Source organism: Streptosporangium becharense, assembly GCF_014204985.1.
Taxonomy (GTDB): Bacteria; Actinomycetota; Actinomycetes; order Streptosporangiales; family Streptosporangiaceae; genus Streptosporangium; species Streptosporangium becharense.
In genome coordinates, this window is record NZ_JACHMP010000001.1 from 3,222,252 (window position 1) to 3,237,971 (window position 15,720).

General features: G+C 72.3%; 15 protein-coding genes. 4 read left to right on the forward strand and 11 right to left on the reverse strand.

What is annotated here, in order from left to right; genetic code table 11:
• Window positions 1-29 precede the first annotated feature (29 nt).
• Entirely contained in the window at window positions 30-455 is a 426-nt protein-coding gene (gene dtd, locus F4562_RS13820; RefSeq protein WP_184537936.1) for a D-aminoacyl-tRNA deacylase, read from the forward strand.
• Between the two features lie 44 nt (window positions 456-499).
• Here dtd and ygfZ read toward each other — a convergent pair whose 3' ends face one another.
• The gene (gene ygfZ, locus F4562_RS13825; protein ID WP_184537934.1) at window positions 500-1,483 is read right to left on the reverse strand and encodes a CAF17-like 4Fe-4S cluster assembly/insertion protein YgfZ; all 984 of its coding nucleotides are present in this window, start codon (window positions 1,481-1,483) and stop codon (window positions 500-502) included.
• A gap of 165 nt (window positions 1,484-1,648) precedes the next feature.
• A complete protein-coding gene (locus F4562_RS13830) occupies window positions 1,649-2,062 on the reverse strand; it encodes a Fur family transcriptional regulator (protein ID WP_184537932.1) in 414 nt (137 codons plus the stop codon).
• Between the two features lie 836 nt (window positions 2,063-2,898).
• Between F4562_RS13830 and F4562_RS13835 the strand changes: the two genes are divergently transcribed.
• Entirely contained in the window at window positions 2,899-3,555 is a 657-nt protein-coding gene (locus F4562_RS13835; RefSeq protein ID WP_184537930.1) for a DUF998 domain-containing protein, read from the forward strand.
• Between the two features lie 184 nt (window positions 3,556-3,739).
• On the opposite strand, the gene F4562_RS13840 is transcribed toward F4562_RS13835, so the two are convergent.
• Together F4562_RS13840 and F4562_RS13845 are read right to left on the reverse strand one after the other, a co-directional pair.
• Window positions 3,740-4,045, reverse strand: a complete 306-nt coding sequence (locus F4562_RS13840) for a DUF2470 domain-containing protein (RefSeq protein ID WP_184537928.1) — start codon at window positions 4,043-4,045, stop codon at window positions 3,740-3,742.
• Window positions 4,046-4,164: 119 nt separating this feature from the next.
• Window positions 4,165-4,674: a heme-binding beta-barrel domain-containing protein gene (locus F4562_RS13845; RefSeq protein WP_184537926.1), complete on the reverse strand. Its 510-nt coding sequence runs from the start codon at window positions 4,672-4,674 to the stop codon at window positions 4,165-4,167.
• Between the two features lie 67 nt (window positions 4,675-4,741).
• Here F4562_RS13845 and F4562_RS13850 point away from each other — a divergent pair, with 67 nt between their 5' ends.
• Window positions 4,742-5,104 (forward strand): DsrE family protein, encoded by a 363-nt coding sequence (locus tag F4562_RS13850; protein WP_184537924.1) that lies wholly within the window; start codon window positions 4,742-4,744, stop codon window positions 5,102-5,104.
• Between the two features lie 105 nt (window positions 5,105-5,209).
• Here the strand turns inward: F4562_RS13850 and F4562_RS13855 are convergent, their stop codons facing one another.
• From F4562_RS13855 to F4562_RS13875, 5 genes are all read right to left on the reverse strand, one after another.
• The gene (locus F4562_RS13855) at window positions 5,210-5,926 is read right to left on the reverse strand and encodes a type 1 glutamine amidotransferase (RefSeq protein ID WP_184537922.1); all 717 of its coding nucleotides are present in this window, start codon (window positions 5,924-5,926) and stop codon (window positions 5,210-5,212) included.
• Window positions 5,916-7,202: a MurT ligase domain-containing protein gene (locus F4562_RS13860; RefSeq protein WP_184537920.1), complete on the reverse strand. Its 1,287-nt coding sequence runs from the start codon at window positions 7,200-7,202 to the stop codon at window positions 5,916-5,918. Before F4562_RS13860 ends, F4562_RS13855 begins: the two co-directional genes overlap by 11 nt.
• Before the next feature lie 313 nt (window positions 7,203-7,515).
• Window positions 7,516-10,491, reverse strand: coding sequence for an ATP-binding protein (locus F4562_RS13865; RefSeq protein WP_184537918.1), 2,976 nt, complete (start codon window positions 10,489-10,491; stop codon window positions 7,516-7,518).
• 262 nt (window positions 10,492-10,753) lie between these two features.
• On the reverse strand, window positions 10,754-12,697 hold the full coding sequence (locus F4562_RS13870; protein WP_311733812.1) for a hypothetical protein: 1,944 nt from the start codon (window positions 12,695-12,697) through the stop codon (window positions 10,754-10,756).
• A gap of 165 nt (window positions 12,698-12,862) precedes the next feature.
• Complete coding sequence (locus F4562_RS13875; protein WP_184537914.1) at window positions 12,863-13,423, reverse strand: TetR/AcrR family transcriptional regulator; 561 nt, start codon at window positions 13,421-13,423, stop codon at window positions 12,863-12,865.
• 60 nt (window positions 13,424-13,483) lie between these two features.
• Here F4562_RS13875 and F4562_RS13880 point away from each other — a divergent pair, with 60 nt between their 5' ends.
• Window positions 13,484-14,437: a DsbA family protein gene (locus F4562_RS13880; protein WP_184537912.1), complete on the forward strand. Its 954-nt coding sequence runs from the start codon at window positions 13,484-13,486 to the stop codon at window positions 14,435-14,437.
• A gap of 144 nt (window positions 14,438-14,581) precedes the next feature.
• On the opposite strand, the gene F4562_RS13885 is transcribed toward F4562_RS13880, so the two are convergent.
• Window positions 14,582-14,878 (reverse strand): DUF1416 domain-containing protein, encoded by a 297-nt coding sequence (locus F4562_RS13885; protein WP_184537910.1) that lies wholly within the window; start codon window positions 14,876-14,878, stop codon window positions 14,582-14,584.
• Entirely contained in the window at window positions 14,878-15,717 is an 840-nt protein-coding gene (locus tag F4562_RS13890; RefSeq protein WP_184537909.1) for a sulfurtransferase, read from the reverse strand. The genes F4562_RS13885 and F4562_RS13890 overlap by 1 nt, the downstream gene beginning before the upstream one ends.
• Between the last annotated feature and the right edge of the window lie 3 nt (window positions 15,718-15,720).

The following is a 15,720-nucleotide window of genomic DNA, read 5'->3' on the forward strand; positions in this document are numbered from 1 at the left end:
GAGACCGGGAAGCACGGGATGATGGGGGTATGCGTGCGGTCGTACAGCGGGTGAGTTCCGCGTCGGTGGTGGTGGACGGTGTGACGGTGGGCGCGATCGACGAGCCGGGGCTGCTGGTGCTGGTCGGGGTCACCCACACCGACACCCCGGCGCAGGCGGCCAGGCTCGCCGCCAAGCTCTGGGGCCTGCGGATCCTGTCGGGCGAGAAGTCGTGCTCCGACATCGACGCGCCGCTGCTCGTGGTCAGCCAGTTCACCCTGTACGGCGACGCGCGCAAGGGCCGCCGCCCCACCTGGCAGGCCGCCGCACCCGGCCCGGTCGCCGAACCACTGGTGGAGACCGTCTGCGCGGAGCTACGCGGGCTGGGTGCCCGCGTGGAGACGGGCGTGTTCGGCGCCGATATGAAGGTCGGGCTGACCAACGACGGCCCGATCACGCTGATCCTGGAGGTCTGACCGATCGGCCGGAGGGTCCGGCGCACCCGCCGGCCGGGGTGGCGTCAGCGGATGCGGCGGCGCAGCGCGGGGTCGATCTGGACGTTGCGTCCGGCGTCCGGCGGCACGACGACCTCCTGGGTCGCCGCCACGCCACCGGCCTGGAGCGTGACGTCGACCGGCACGGTCCGCTTGACCACGGCCAGGGCGATCGGGCCGAGCTCGTAGTGGCGCGCGGCGCTGCCGACGAAGCCGACCTCGGTGCCGTCGTGGACCACGGCGGCGCCGTGCCCGGGCAGGACGTCGGCGCTGCCGTCCAGGTGCAGGAAGACCAGGCGGCGCGGCGGATGGCCCAGGTTGTGCACGCGGGCCACGGTCTCCTGGCCCTTGTAGCACCCCTTGCCGAGGTGGACCGCCGTGCCGATCCAGCCGACCTCGTGCGGGATCGTCTTGTGATCGGTCTCGAAGCCGAGCCGGGGACGGTGCTCCTCGATCCGCAGCGCCTCGTACGCCCAGAGCCCGGCCAGTCGCAGCCCGAGACGGCCGGGCAACAGCTCACGCGGGAGCAGCACGTCGTCGCCGACGGCCACGGCGCCCTCGGGCAGCACCGGCCGCGCCGCGGCGGTCACGGAGACCACCACGTAGTCACCCGTCACGTCGGCGACCTCGACCCGGAGCATGAACCGCATCTTGTCGAGGAACGCGGTCAGCTCCGCGCCCGTACCCGGCTCCACGTGCGTCCAGACGGCCTCGCCGTCGTCGACGAGGGTCAGGTGGTGCTCCACCCTGCCCTGGGCGTCCAGCAACAGCGTCTGAGTGGGCACACCGGGTTTCAGATCGTCGAGTTTCTGCGAACTCAGGCTGTTGAGCCAGCTCAGACGGTCGGGTCCGGAGATCCGGACGACCTCCCGGTTGCTCCGGTCGACCATCGCCTCTCCGCCGAGCAGCGCGCGCTGCTCGGCGAACAGGTCGCCGTAGTGTCCGGCGACGTCGGCATCGGGGGTGTCGGCCGCGACCGCGCCGGGGGTGTCCAGCAGAGGGCTTCGCATGGCCCCAGCCTACGAGGCACCGCCACCGTCGCCGTCACCGGCGGCAGCGGTGATGGCGACAGTGGTGGCAGCGGCGGTGGCGGCGGCAGTGGTGGTGGCGGCAGTGGTGGCGGTGGCGGCAGTGGTGGCGGCAGCGGCAGCGGCAGCGGCAGTTACGGCGGTGGCTCAGCGGCAGTTGCGGCAGCGCCCGAAGACGGTCAGGTGGTGCACGTCGGTGGCGAACCCGACCGAACGGTCGAGGTCCTTGACGAAGTTGTCGACCAGGTCCTGGCTGACCTCGCTGATCTCGCCGCAGCCGCGGCAGACCAGGTGCACGTGGTCGGCCTCGGAGGCCAGATGGTAGGTGGGAGCACCGTGCCCGAGGTGACTGTGGGTCACCATGCCGAGCTCCTCCAGGAGCTCGAGAGTGCGGTAGACGGTCGAGATGTTCACCCCGCGGGCGGTCTGCCGCACCCGGTTGCAGATCTCCTCGGGGGTGGCGTGCTCACACTCCTTGACCGCCTCTAGCACCAGCTGGCGCTGCGGGGTGACCCGATATCCACGCGCTCGCAGTTGCTCATGCCATGACGTCTCGGTCATGGCATGAGTCTAGGAGAATCCCGGCCTTTCGTGTCTGCCTTCCGGCCGTGGGAAACCACTGTCCCGGTTCACTGTCCCGGTTCGCTGTCCCCGTTCGCGTCCGGAGCTTCGCCGAGCACCCGAGCCGTGTCGCTGTGTCGCCGTGTCGCCCCGGATGTCCGGGGCGTCCCGGGCATCCGCCCGCCGGAGCCGTCCCGCCGGCGGGACCCACGGCTGCTGCCCTTGGCCCGCCGCGCCGGGATGTCCCCGGCCCCGCCGCGACGAGAGAGCACAGGGCACCCCCACAACAGGCGGTGAGCTGCGGAAACAGCCACTTCAATATTCATTTGCCCGGCCGGACGGCATCGCATAACGTGTGGATCACGCTGAAAGGAGGTGGTCCGAACGATGATTGATCATAGTTGGGCTAGCGAGGTGGCTGTCCGCTAGGACGCCGCGGCTCCGGACTCTGTCCGGACGTCTCGCGACGTTCGGCGAATCCAAGACAATCACCGGAACCCCGGGCTGTCGGAAGGCGGGTCCCCCGTCTTTAGTCCAATCCGACCCTTCTGCCGAGCAGGAGGAAGCAGCCCGGGGTTCTTTGCTGTCCGGACGCCCCCACCCACCGGTCCGCACGGGCCCCCTGCCGTCCCGGGGCGGGAAGGCCGGCGGGGAGTCCAGGGGGAAAGGCCGCGGGGGAAGCCGGGGGCGGGAAGTCCCTGGGCGAACGTCCGGGGCGACTCATGGCACACCGGCATCTTCCGCCACGGAGCACCCCCGGGAATCCGAGCACAGGATCACCCGTTGAAGAAGAATCCGGGATGAAACATCACCCCGGACAGGGGTGAGGAGTGACGATGCGGGGAGCCGCACGGGCGGGACTGACAGCGGTGGGAGCCGGAGTCGTGGTCATCACCGGCCTGGACGTGGCCCGCCTCGCGGAGGTCGACCCGTTCCGCCGGACGATCAGCGAGCACGGTCTCGGCGAGCACGGCTGGATCTTCACGCTCGGCGTGATCCTGCTGGCCGCCGGGTCGGTCGCGATCGGGGTGTCGCTCGTCCGCGGGAAGCTGGCCGCAGCCTGGTCCGCCGGCACCCTGGCCCTGCTGGCCTGGAGCGCGGGACTCGTCGTGACGGGGTGGTTCCCCAAGCACGACTGGTCGGTGGGGCCGAGTCTCAACGGGAGCATTCACCGGGTGGGCAGCCTGGTGGCCTTCCTCAGCCTGCCGCTGGCCGCGCTGATCATCTCCAGGCCCTGGCTGAGGCATCCCGAGTGGCGGGCACCCGCCCGGATCGCGGCCTGGCTCGGGCTGGGATCGCTGCTGTGGGTCGCCGGGATCGCCGGGGCCATCGTGCTCGCCGAGAACAGCGGCCTGGCCTGGTGGCAGGTGATGCCCCTCGGCCTGGTGGAACGGGGTCTGGCGGCGACCGAGGTGGCCGCCCTGACCGCGCTCGGCCTGTGGGCCGCACGCCGCCCGGACGCCACCCGGCTCGACCTCGCCCGTACCGGCTGACCCGCGGCCGACACTGCGGACATCGGGTCCGACCGCTCCTCACCCGTGCCGGCCGCCCCCGGCCGGTCCCCCGCCCACGCCGGCCGACCCCGGCTGATTCCCGGCCGACCTGGTTCGCGGGGCGGCTCCTTTCCGGAATGGACACCACGGGTCCGGAATGGACACCACGGGGAGGAGCGGTCGGTCAGTGCTCGCCGCGGGCGGGGACGCCCAGGGCCGCGCAGGCGTCGCGGTAGAGGCGTACCACCTCGGCGCGGACCTGGGAGCGCTCGGTCAGCGTGGTGCTCCACGGAACCCGGACCGGGACGCTCCTCCCGTCGACCACCGCGGTGAACTCGATGGCCTCGGCGTCGACACCGGTCGTCGTGGCGCTGGTCGCGTCCGGACGACCGCCGAGCCCCTTGCAGATCAGCAGCGCGTCGTCGCTGTGATCGTCGTTCATGTGACGTTTGATGGCCTCGACCACGTCGGGGGTGAAGGGAGTGCTCACCTTCGAGAGGGTATCCAGCCGCCCTCCCCGCCCGCGGGCGGCCCCCGCTCACCCCCGTCCGGGTGCCGCGTCGCCCGCCGTCCCCAGTCCGTGTTCAGGTGCCGCGTCGCCCGCCGTCCTCACCCCTGTCCGGGTGCCGCCTCGCCCACCTTCTTCAGCTCGGCCGACATGTGCGACTGGAGCGGCTGGCCCACGGCCGCCATGTCATAGGCCCACATCAGGTTGCCGTTCACCAGACCGTAGAGGCGATGGCCGGCGCTGTACTCCTTGGCCGTGGCGGTGCGGGCGACCAGGTCGGTACGGAGTTCGATCTTGTTGAAGACCACCTCGCCGATGTAGATCTCCACGATGCCGGTCGGGTGCGACAGGCAGACCTCCAGCTGGCGGTCCGGAAGCTGACGCCAGAAACCGGTCTCGGTGGCCAGCGGCCGGACCGCGTTGCCCGCCTCGTCCAGCAGCCAGGTGCGGCTGGTGTAGGTCAGGAACGGCTTGCCGTTGTGACCGAAGACGATCTCCTGGCCGAAGTTGAAACTCTCGATCGTGGGGTATCCCCCGACTCCGGCCCCCTCCCACCTGCCCAGCAGGAAGGCGATCGGCTCAAGATCGGGATGCAGTTCGGGAACGTCCATGAATCCGAGCCTAGAGCCGTCCTGATGCGGTTCGCACCCGTGACGCGGGGCGGCATAGGCTTCGGACATGGCACGATCACTGGTGATCAAAGTGACCGCGGGTGAGGATTCCCCCGAGCGCTGCAACCAGGCGTTCACGGTGGCCGCGGCGGCGTTGGCGAGCGGGGTTCCCGTGTCGCTCTGGCTGACGGGCGAGGCGTCGTGGTTCGCCCTCCCCGGCAGGGCCAAGGAGTTCAGCCTGCCGCACGCGGCCCAGCTGACCGACCTTCTCGACGCGGTCCTCGCCGGCGGCCGGGTGACGCTGTGCACGCAGTGCGCGACCCGGCGGGACATCACGGTGGACGACGTGATCGAGGGCGTCCGCATCGCGGGTGCCCCCACGTTCGTCGAGGAAGTCGTCGCCGAAGGCGTCCAGGCCCTGGTCTACTGACGACCTCCGGGCCCTGGTCCACTGACGGCGTTCAGGCCCTGGTTCACTGACGGCGTCCGGGCCCGCCACCGTGACGACCGGCACGGCGGCGGGCCGGTACGCGCGTCAGTGGGGAAGCACCGCGGCCAGGCGCTCCTGGCGGAGCCGCTCGAACCAGGTGTCGTCGATGGGGGGCAGCTGCGTGCCCACCGCCCAGCCGAGCAGCAGGTCGGCGAGACCCGGGTTGCGGGCGAGCGCCGGGCCGTGCAGGTAGGTTCCGACGATCTTGCCTGCGTAACAGCCCTCGGTGCCGTCGCCGTTGCCGGTGCCGACCGCGGTGCGCGCCAGCGGCCTGACGCCGGGGCCCAGCCGGGTGACGCCCATGTGGTTCTCGAAGCCGGTCAGCGTCGGGATGCCGAGCGCCGGGTCCGCCTCGCCGGCCAGTTCCCCGACCGCCCGGCTCTGCCCGCGTCCGCTGGCGATGTCGAGCAACCCGATGCCGTCGACCGGCTGCCCCTCCTCGCCGCCGAACGTGGCGCCCATGATCTGGTAGCCGGCGCAGACGGCCAGCAGGGCGGCGCCCCGCGCGATGGCGCGGTGCAGGCCGCCGTCGCGCCGGAGCCGCTCGGCCGCCAGGATCTGCGGCCGGTCCTCGCCCCCGCCGATCAGGTAGATGTCGCCGCCCTCCGGCACCGGGTCGGCCGAGCGCACGTGATAGGTCTCGACCGGGATGCCACGACGCTGGGCACGCTGCTCCAGGACGAGGACGTTGCCCTGGTCGCCGTAGGTGCTCAGCAGGTCCGGATAGATCCAGACCAGGCGCAGGACGCTGTCAGACTGCACGGCCGAACTCCGATCGAATCTGCTGGAAGGCGGTGTAGTTGGCGATCACGTCGACCTTGCCGGGCGGCTGGACGGAGAGCGCCTGGGCGAAGGAGTCGGCCAGCTGGAACGGCACCCCGGCCACGTCGAGCCGGAGCGCCAGGTCCAGCTTCCGCTCCCCGGCCACGTAGACCGGCCGGCCGCGCAGCACGCGGTAGTCGACGTCCCAGAGCCAGGACGTGTCGCGGCCGTCGGGCCCCTGGGCGTTGACCGAGAGGATCACCGGCAGCGAGCGGTCGAGGACGTCGAACGCCTCAAGCCAGCCCGCCGGGTTCTTTGCCAGCAGCAGGCGGGCATGCCTGCCGTCGCGCTCGACCGTGGTGTAGCGGCCGGCCACCGATGTGACCTGGCGCAGCCGGGGCAGTGCCCGCTCGACCGAGAGGCCGAACGCCTCCGCGGTGGCCAGCGCGATCACCGCGTTGGCCCGGTTGGCGCGGCCCGGAAGCTGGATGTTCAGCTCCCAGCACTGGCCACGCGGGTCGAGTACCGTGTTGTCGGCGAGGGCCCAGGACGGCTGCGGCCGGCGGAAGGAACACTCGCGGCAGGCCCAGTCATTCTCCGTCGTGCCCGGGATCATGCCCGAACCGCTGCTGCCCGGCGGGACGTACTCCATGCCCTTGCGGTCGAGCGGGCCGCCGCACTCGGGGCAGCACCAGGAGTCTTCCTTCCACGGCTGGCCGGCGGAGACCCAGGTCACCGAGGACGCCGTGGAGGCGCCCCAGGTCACCAGGGGGTCGTCCGCGTTGGCGATCACGTGGGTGTTCTTGCCGGCGAGTGCCCTGCGCCACTTCTGGGCGAGCAGCCAGATCTCACCGGCGCGGTCCATCTGGTCGCGGCTGAGGTTCATCAGCACGACCACCCCGGCGCCGGTGGTGTCGATCACCTCGGGCAGGTACTTCTCGTCGACCTCCAGGACCCCGTACGGGGCGTTCTTCGCCGACGACAGCGCCGAGACGTGCCCGGCGGGCATGTTGGCGCCGAAGGCGTTGGTCGCCACGTCGCCGAGCTCCTGCAACGCGGAGGTGATCAGGCGGGTCGTGGTGGTCTTGCCGTTGGTGGCGCTCACCAGGGCCAGCTTGCGGTCGTGCGCGAGCTGACGGAGCAGGTCGGGCTCCAGGACCAGGCTGATCCGGCCCCCGATCACCGACCCGTCACCGCGGCCGGTCACCCGGGACAGGGTCGCGGCCGTCCGGCCGAGAGCGGTCGCGAGCTGCGCCCGCAGCGGAAGCTGAGTCATGCCGTCTCCTCGCCTAGCGGCCCGTCGCAGGACGACCCGGTGGCCGCGTGCTCCGTCGAAGGGACAGAAGACACCGAATCGTTCATGCCGCAGATCCTAGCCGTGGTTGACGGCGCTCACCCCCCGGTGACGCGTCACACCGGGCCCCGGCGACGGTGAACGAGCCGGGCACCGTGGGCCGCCCGTACGGACCCGCGGCCGGCAGCCGTGACCACCGCCGTCACCGCCGCAGCCACCGTCGCCGCCGGCCGGCCGGGCGGCCGGACAGGCAGGCGAACGGGCAGGTGACCGAACGGACAGGCGGGCGGTGGTGTCACTGTTCGGCGAATGCCAGCTCCGCGGGCTCCGGCGAACCGGCGTCGAACGGCAGCACGAACCGGTGCGGCCACGACAGCACGGTCTCCAGCCACCCCGCCCCCATCAGCTGGGCCACGTACCGGAGCCGTTCGGCGGGGTCGACGCCGACCGTGACGGTGAGGACGTCGCGCTCCACGTCCTCCCGCTCGTCGTCGCCGAGGATCACCCGCCAGGCCAGTTCCCGGTTCCGGTCGACCTCCATGGACAGCGGGTGGTGGCGCAGGGCCTTGACCCGGTGGCCCAGCAACTCCGCACCCCCCGCCGGGGGACGGTTGAACAGGGCGTACTCCATGCCCGGTGCCGGGCTGCGCGGGTTGGGTGCGGGCCGGCCGTGCGGGAAGAGCCGGTCCACCTCGTGCAGCCACCGCACCTGCGGGATGACCCAGGTGGGTCCCGGGCGTTCACCGGGGTCCCGGTCGGGGCCGAGCAGCCGGGTGGCGGTCTTGGCGACCTGCTCGGTCAGCTTGGCCGGATCACCGACGGTCCGCAGCGACCACGCGCGGCGCCCCACGCTCCGTTCGACCGCCGTGGCCAGCAGGCACTCGCGCCGACGCGGCGGGAGCTCCGCCCACAGGTCGGCGAGTGCCCTCGGCACCCCGGGCACCGGCCGGTTGGTGCAGAAGGCGAGCACCAGGGTGTCGGTCCAGATACGCATCCAGGCCCACTCCGGCGCGGCGGCGAGCAGGTCGGCCTCACGCAGCTCGACCAGCGTGCACGCCCTGCCGCCGCGGCACTCGTTCCCGCACGCCGCCGAACGGCGCCCGCAGATGGGCGGCGTGTGGCCGGGGAGCAGCCGCTCGCGCTCCTCACCCAGCGGCACCTGGATCCGCAGCGGCCGGTCCATGCCGTCGGCGAAGACCGCGGCCACGCCCGGCGGCAGCGAGACCACCTGCCGCGACTGCTCCTCGCTCAGGTTCGTCGCCGCCCCGACCAGTCTGCGGTCGTCCTCGGCCGGGAGCCGGTGCACGACCTTCAGAGCGGTGTTCTTCACGACGTCGGAGACGAGCTTCGTGGGGATCTGTTCCGCCACCACGATGCCCTCCCCGTACGCGCGGATCTCCGCGAGCATGCCCGCCAGGAGTTCGACGGCGTGCGTACTGGCCCGGCCGGCTCCGCGGTCGCGGAGCAGCCGGTGCGCCTCCTCGATCACGATGACGTGCCGGAGCCCGCTGCTCCGCTCCTTCCTGGCGCGCATCCGCAGGTGCTCCACGATCCGGATGATCAGCGTGCCCATCAGGAACGCCTTGTCCTCGTCGTTGGCGACGTCCTCGATCGCGAGCACCACGTTGCGCTGGAGCAGGTCGCCGATGTCGGCGGGGTGGCCGCCCTCGAAGAACCGGCCCGCGGAGCCGACCCGCAGTGACCGCAGCCGCAGCGAGATGAAGCCCTCCACGTCGGCCTGGACCTCCCGGCCGTAGCCGATCTCCTTGATCACGTCCATCGCGTGCCGCTGGAGCTGTTCGAGGGTCGGCACGGCGGGTCGCACCGCCGCCCCGGGCGCCGCCCAGCCGGTGACCACGTCCCAGCCGTTGGCCTCGTAGACCCGTTGCAGGGCGAGTGACATGATCTGCGGGAACGGCTCCTCGGCGTCGAAGGCGGCCATGAACAGTGCCCGGACCATGTCGATGTGCGCCTGGACCGGGTAGCCGGGCTCCGGGGCCAGCGGGTTGACACTGAACGGCACGCTCTCCGGTGCCGACGGGTTGATCACGGTCACCGGGGCCAGGTGCTCGATCCGGCCGCCCATCGCGGCGTACTCGGACTTGGCGGGCTCGATGGCCAGCCACGGGACGCCCGCGCCGGTGAGCTGCTCCAGCAGGTGCCTGACGGTCTGGGACTTGCCGGAGCCGGTGGCGCCGGTGACGAACGCGTGCCTGTTGAGGGTGGTGAGCGGGATCCTGAACGCGCCGACGGGCCTGTCCTGCCCGTCGAGGATCGCCCCCAGCTCGACGGCCGGCTCACCGGGCACGGTGTCGGCCTCGCTGGTCACGTCGAAGAAACCCGCGTCGAGCACCCGGACCCCCGGCACCTCCCGGTGCGGCAGCCCGGCGAGCGCGGCGAGGGCACCGGCGGTGGCCGCGAACGGGGCGGCGGCGCCGTCCGCCGGATCCTGCAGGGTCGTCACCAGAGCCTCGGAGAAGCCGTGCACCGGTCCGGACAGCGCGCTGCGCAGGCGATAGGGGTGGTGGCTCATCTCGGCGGAGCCGACCAGCACCGGGGCGATCTGGCGCAGTTCCTCAGGCCCGGCCGCCCCGGCCAGCACCCGCACGTTCCAGAGCCCGGCCTCGCGGAAGGCGTCCAGCTCCTGCATGCGCCGCTCGGCCCGTTCGGCGTCGTAGCGGGAACGCTCGGAGGCGTCGCCGTACTGCCTGAGCACGTTGAGCTGGGTGCGCAGGTGGGTGATCTCGGCGTCCAGCAGGTCGGTCTGCTCGGCGACCACCAGCCAGGCGAACGGCCGGGACATGAGGGTGACCAGTGTCGACTCGAAAAGCGTGGGCCGCATGACCCCGTCGGCGTCCGGCTCGCGGCGACCGCCGAGCGGTGGTGCCTGACGCCCCGGGCAGACGGTCCAGGCGAGGTCGGACAGGTCACGCAGCCACTCGTCGCCGATCCGGACGCCCCGGGCGCCGGCGGGGAACAGCAGCGGCTCGGGACCGCCGGGGGTGGGGTCGGCCTCGGTGGCCGCCCTGCGCGGCGGACGCGGCGGAGTCAGCGGTCCCGCGTTGGTGATCAGCTCCAGCGGGGCGCCCGAGCCCCGGGAGAGCCAGCCCGCCACGAAGGGCCGCTTGCGCTGCGCCGCGGAGAGCACGGCGGGCAGGACCGTGACGAAGTCCCACTCGGCGGACGCGCTGCGCGAGGGCGCCGTGATCGCCTGGATTCTGTACCAGGGACCGGTCAGCGCATGGGGCGGACGGGACACACTTGGCTGCATTTGGTCTCCACCCGGGGGACCCGGCTCCAGGCCGGTGGGTTGACGCTTCACTGATCGCTCAGCCGTACCGGCCGACGGGGAATCGGGGGCGGGTCACCCCCGCGACCACGGTCGAACCTGGCCGGGGGATCGCACATCCGCATTGACCATCCCCTTACCACAAACGGGCGATCCGTTGGCGCCGCCGGCGGCGTGGCCCCCGGGACGTTCCTCCCCCGCCGGGACCGCGCGGGGTGTCCGGCGAGCCCGGCCGGAACGGCCGTCACCGGCGCCGGCGCCAGTCGAGCCGGGCCGGGGGCGGGCCGAGGTTGGGCGGCGCGTCCTCGAACGGGCTCGGCTCGCGCGGCTCCGCCTTCTCCTGCTCCTGGGGGTGGTCGAGCACGGCGTCCCTGATCTCGTCGAACTCCCCCAGGGTCGTCTTGGGGAAGGTGAGTATGGCCGGGTTCGCGTCCGCCAGGCGAACCCTGCGGCCCTGCGCGGTGGCGTCGGTGACGATCACCGAGGTGGTGGGCAGCTGCTGGAGCTGGTGCGGCTCGACGAGGAACTCCCTGGAGCGGTGCAACACCCGCTCCGTCTCGCCCAGCGCCTTGCTCGCGCGACGCCCCCACTCGGTGGAGGAGGTGATGTCCTCCTTGAGGTCCGTACGGCCCGTGTCGCGGTCGTCGTCGCCCTCCTCCGCGTGGCCGACCGTGGAGACGTAGCCGCCGTCGATGCCCGCCCCCGCCGCGCTGATCGTCTCGGTGAGCTGGGCGAGCTCCAGCCGGTGCTCGGTGCCGACGTGCTCGCTGGCGACCCGGGCGTCCTCGGCGTTGCCCAGCCGCATGAACGCCACCGCCGCGTGGCCGCGGCCCAGCCGCTCCCGCACGGTCGGGGTGAGCGAGCGGTAGGTGAGCACCAGCCCGGTCCTGGACGTCTCGCAGGCGTCCATCAGCCGGTCGAGCACGTCACCGCGGAGCTTGTCCGCGCCCGCGACGATGATCGTGTGGTACCAGGGCCGTTCGGAGGCGGGCGACTGGCGCAGGATGTGGGTGAGCGCGGTCGCCACGTACGTGCCGAGGACGCGGTTGCCGAACACGCCGGCCTGCCGGTCCATCGACACCACCCGCAGGCGCGCGGGCGGCAGCCGGACCGCCTCCGAGCCGAGGGTCTCCAGCTTGCGCAGCTGCGACTCCAACGCCCACGCGCGTTCGATCACCACCCGGTCGCTGACACCGCGGCCGAACAGGGTGCCGAGCCGGTCCAGCTGTGCGGCGGTGATCAGGCCGGAGCCGAGGTCCTCACGCGGGTCCCCGACCTGGGCCAGGGCACGCAGCGCGGCGGTGACCTGGTTGATCGTGGCGCTCTCGCCGAGGACCTCCAGGACCCGTTCCAGGATCGCGTTGTCGAACGACAGGTCCCTGGTCGTGCGGTGCTCCTCGCTGACGCTCACCACGTGTGCCAGGACGTCGGCGAACGCCTCCGGGGCCAGCGTGGCGCCCAGGTCGAGGCGGGGCAGGTCGACCGGGAGCACCCAGACCAGCGGGTCGTCGCCGCCCCTGCGGGCCAGCTCGATCAGGTCCTTGGCGACCGCCCCCTCGGACAGGTCGAGCACCGTCAGGTGGCCGCCGCTGTAGAGCCGGGTCGCGCCGAGCAGGGTGATCAGCGCCGACCAGCCGGGCAGGGTGCCGCCGGCCACGTCGATCCGGTCGATCTCGTCGGGCACGGCCACCGCGTACCAGGTGAGCTGGCGGTCGAAGCGTTCCTTGCGGTCGGCCCACTCCCGGTAGCGGGCGGCGTGTTCCTCCTGGGCACGGAACAACTCCTTCTCCCGCTCCTCGCGCCGGCGCCGCGCCGCCTCCTCACGTTCCATGATCCGGTGGCGGACCGCCCGGTCGCCCTGGCGGACCGCGTAGCTGCAGAACGCCGCGACGCCGCCGGAGGCGACCAGCCCGGCCGCGGCGAAGGACCAGCTCAGCAGCCCGGTGACGCCGAGGACGAGGATCAGCGCGCCGAGCACCGCCATGAACGTACGGAAGATCCTGACCGGGTGGTTCAGCAGGTCCTCGTTGAGCCGCTCCCGGCGCACCCACTCGGGGTCGACCGGTTCGGCGGGGTGCTCGACGGGCGAGGGGCGTCTGGGCGGCGGCCCCGGGTCGGGGTGTAGCAGGGCGTACTGCCAGCCCAGGTAGATCCGGTCCGCCTGGAGCTGCGCATGCTCAGGATGCACGTCCGCCACGGAACCTCCGCCGTCGGGCCCTCGTCCGCCTCGGAGACAGCGTAAGAGTTGGACCTCCTATTCGGGCAATGTTCCCGGCAATCCACTGCATTTTCCCCATGTTCCTCACCGTTTGAGAGGTGGATGAGCCGGACGGGACGGGAGCCGCCGTCCGCCTCACCGGCCGGAGCCGATCAGGCTCCAGGCCGCCGCGGCGATCTCCCCCGCCGGGCGGGGTGGTTGCTCCTCCAGCCAGTACGTGATGACACCGATCAGCGCGCCCGCCACGTGGTGGGCGTGGATCTCCGGCGGCACGTCGTCGTGGCCCGGAGGACGGGAACCCGCCCCGAAGGGGACCCGCAGCCCGGCGACCAGCGCCTCGCGGAGCCTGGCGCAGAAGCGGGCGCTGCCGTAGGGGCCGAGCATCCGCCGGTAGAGCGGGGCCCGCGCACCCACGTGCCCGAACAGGGCGACCAGCGCCGCGGGCACGGGCCCCGGTTCCCGGTAGGGGCAGCGCGCGGCGTCGGCGGCCAGCTCGCCGACCGCCGTCTCCATCGCGTCCAGGACGAGGTCGTCACGGTCGCGGTAGTGGACGTAGACCGTCGCCCGGTTCACCTCCGCCCGCTGGGCGATCTCCGCGACGGTGATCGAGTCGGGGTCGCGGGTGGCGGCCAGTTCCCGGACCGCGGAACGCAGCCGGGTTCGGGTCCGCCGGACCCGGGGATCGTCTTCGGCCATGTCGGCAAGGCTAGACGACAGCCGTCGAATAAACGACATGTGCCGTTTGTTACACCGGCCATGAAGCGCATGGAAGTCTGGGCCGACATGACCTGCCCGTGGGCCTACATCGGCAAGCGGCGCATGGAGGAGGCCGGGTTCGGTGAGGACGTGGAGATCGTCTGGTGCCCGTACGTCATCGACCCGATGGCTCCGACCCCGTCCGAGCCACTGGAGGAGGCGCTGCGCGACCCGGTCGCCGAAGGTGCCCTGCGCGCCTGCGCCTCCGGTTCCGGAGGGCCGGGCCGGGGCTCGGTGTGGCGGGTGAACACCTTCGACGCGCACCGGGTGGCCGCGCTCGCGTACGAGCGCGGCGGCGCGGCCCTGCAGGGGACGGTCGTCGAGCGGATCCTGCACGCCCACTTCGTCGAGGGTGCCGACATCGGCGACCGGGCGACGCTGGCGGCGCTCGCCGCCGAGGCGGGCCTGGACGGCGTGGCCGGGGCGCTCGACCGCGGCGAGGGTGCGGCCGGGGTCCGTTCCCAGCTCCTGCGCGGCAAGGCTCTCGGCGTGGCCACCTCGCCGACCTTCGTGGTGGGTGAGACGGCCGTCGCCGGCGCGCAGTCGCCCGAGGTCCTCGCGGACCTGGTGCGGCACGCCGCCCCGCCGCGCGAGCTGCCCGACGAGGTCAGGCTGTTGCGGCAGGCCGAGTCGCTGCTGGGCGTCCGCGACCCCCTGGGTGCGCTGCGGACGCTGGAGCCGCTGCTGGCCGAGCACGGCGACGACCCGTCCGTCCGGCTGCTGGCCGCCCGCGCCTACTTCGGCTCGGCCCAGCTGGGCCGGGCCCGGCAGACGCTGGAGTCGCTGCTGGAGAACGCACCCGGCGACCACTACGCCCGGTTCCTGCTCGGCAGGACCCTCGAACGCGCCAACCGCCACCCGGAGGCCCTGCCCCACCTCCGGCTGGCCGCGGCGATGTCGCCGGAACCGTCCTACGCCGAGGCCGTCAGGCGGGTGGAGAGCCGGATCGGCTGACCGGGGAGACCCGCAACGCCGTCCCCGGAACCGGAGGCGGCACGGCCACGCGGAAACGACGCGGAAGCGAAAGGACCGGCTCTCCCCGGGGAGAGCCGGTCCTTCACGTGTGACGCGTCAGGCGACCATGGCCGGTGCGGCGGGTCAGACGCTCACGGAGAGCTGGGTGACCTCACCCAGGCGGGCCTGGGCCGGGATGTCCTTGGTGACGCCGCCGCCCGCGATGATACGGACGGTCCAGTCGCCGGGGCCGGCGAAGAAGCGGAAGATCCCCTCTTCGGACACCACGACCTCGCCGGTGAACTCACCGGAGTGGTCGAGCAGGCGGGCGTAGGCCGTGCCGGCGCCGGACACCACCCCCTGGATGACGGCCTGGTTCGCCAGGTCGATACCGGCCGGAAGAGCAATGGTCTGCTCCGGAGCAGCGCATCCCTGAGTCATTAGCGAGCCTCTCCCAGTTCGATCGGCACGCCCACGAGCGAGCCGTACTCGGTCCACGATCCGTCGTAGTTCTTGACGTTGGCCTGGTCGAGGAGCTCGTGCAGCACGAACCATGTGTGCGCCGAACGCTCCCCGATGCGGCAGTAGGCGATGGTGTCCTTGCCGAAGTCGACGCCCGCGGCCTCGTAGAGGGCCTTGAGCTCCTCGTCGGACTTGAAGGTGCCGTCGTCGTTGGCGGCCTTGGACCACGGGATGCTGCGGGCGGTGGGCACGTGGCCCGCGCGCTGCGCCTGCTCCTGCGGAAGGTGCGCCGGGGCGACCAGCTTGCCGGTGAACTCGTCGGGCGAGCGCACGTCGACCAGGTTCAGCTTGCCGATCGCGGCGAGCACGTCGTCGCGGAAGGCGCGGATGGAGGCGTCCTGGTCCTTGGCCCGGTACTCGGTGGCGGGGCGGGCCGGGACGTCCTTGACCAGCTCGCGGGAGTCGAGCTCCCACTTCTTGCGGCCGCCGTCGAGAAGCTTGACGTTCTCGTGGCCGTAGAGCTTGAAGTACCAGTACGCGTAGGCGGCGAACCAGTTGTTGTTGCCACCGTAGAGGACCACGGTGTCGTCGTTGGCGATCCCGCGGCCGGACAGCAGCGCCTCGAAGCCCTCGCGGTCGACGAAGTCACGGCGGACCGGGTCCTGCAGGTCCTGCCTCCAGTCGATCTTCACGGCGCCACGGATGTGGCCCTTGTCATAGGCGCTGGCGTCCTCGTCCACTTCAACGAGGACGACACCGGGGGTGTCGAGGTTGGCCTCGACCCATTCGGCGTCGACCAGGACGGCGGAACGGCTCATCTT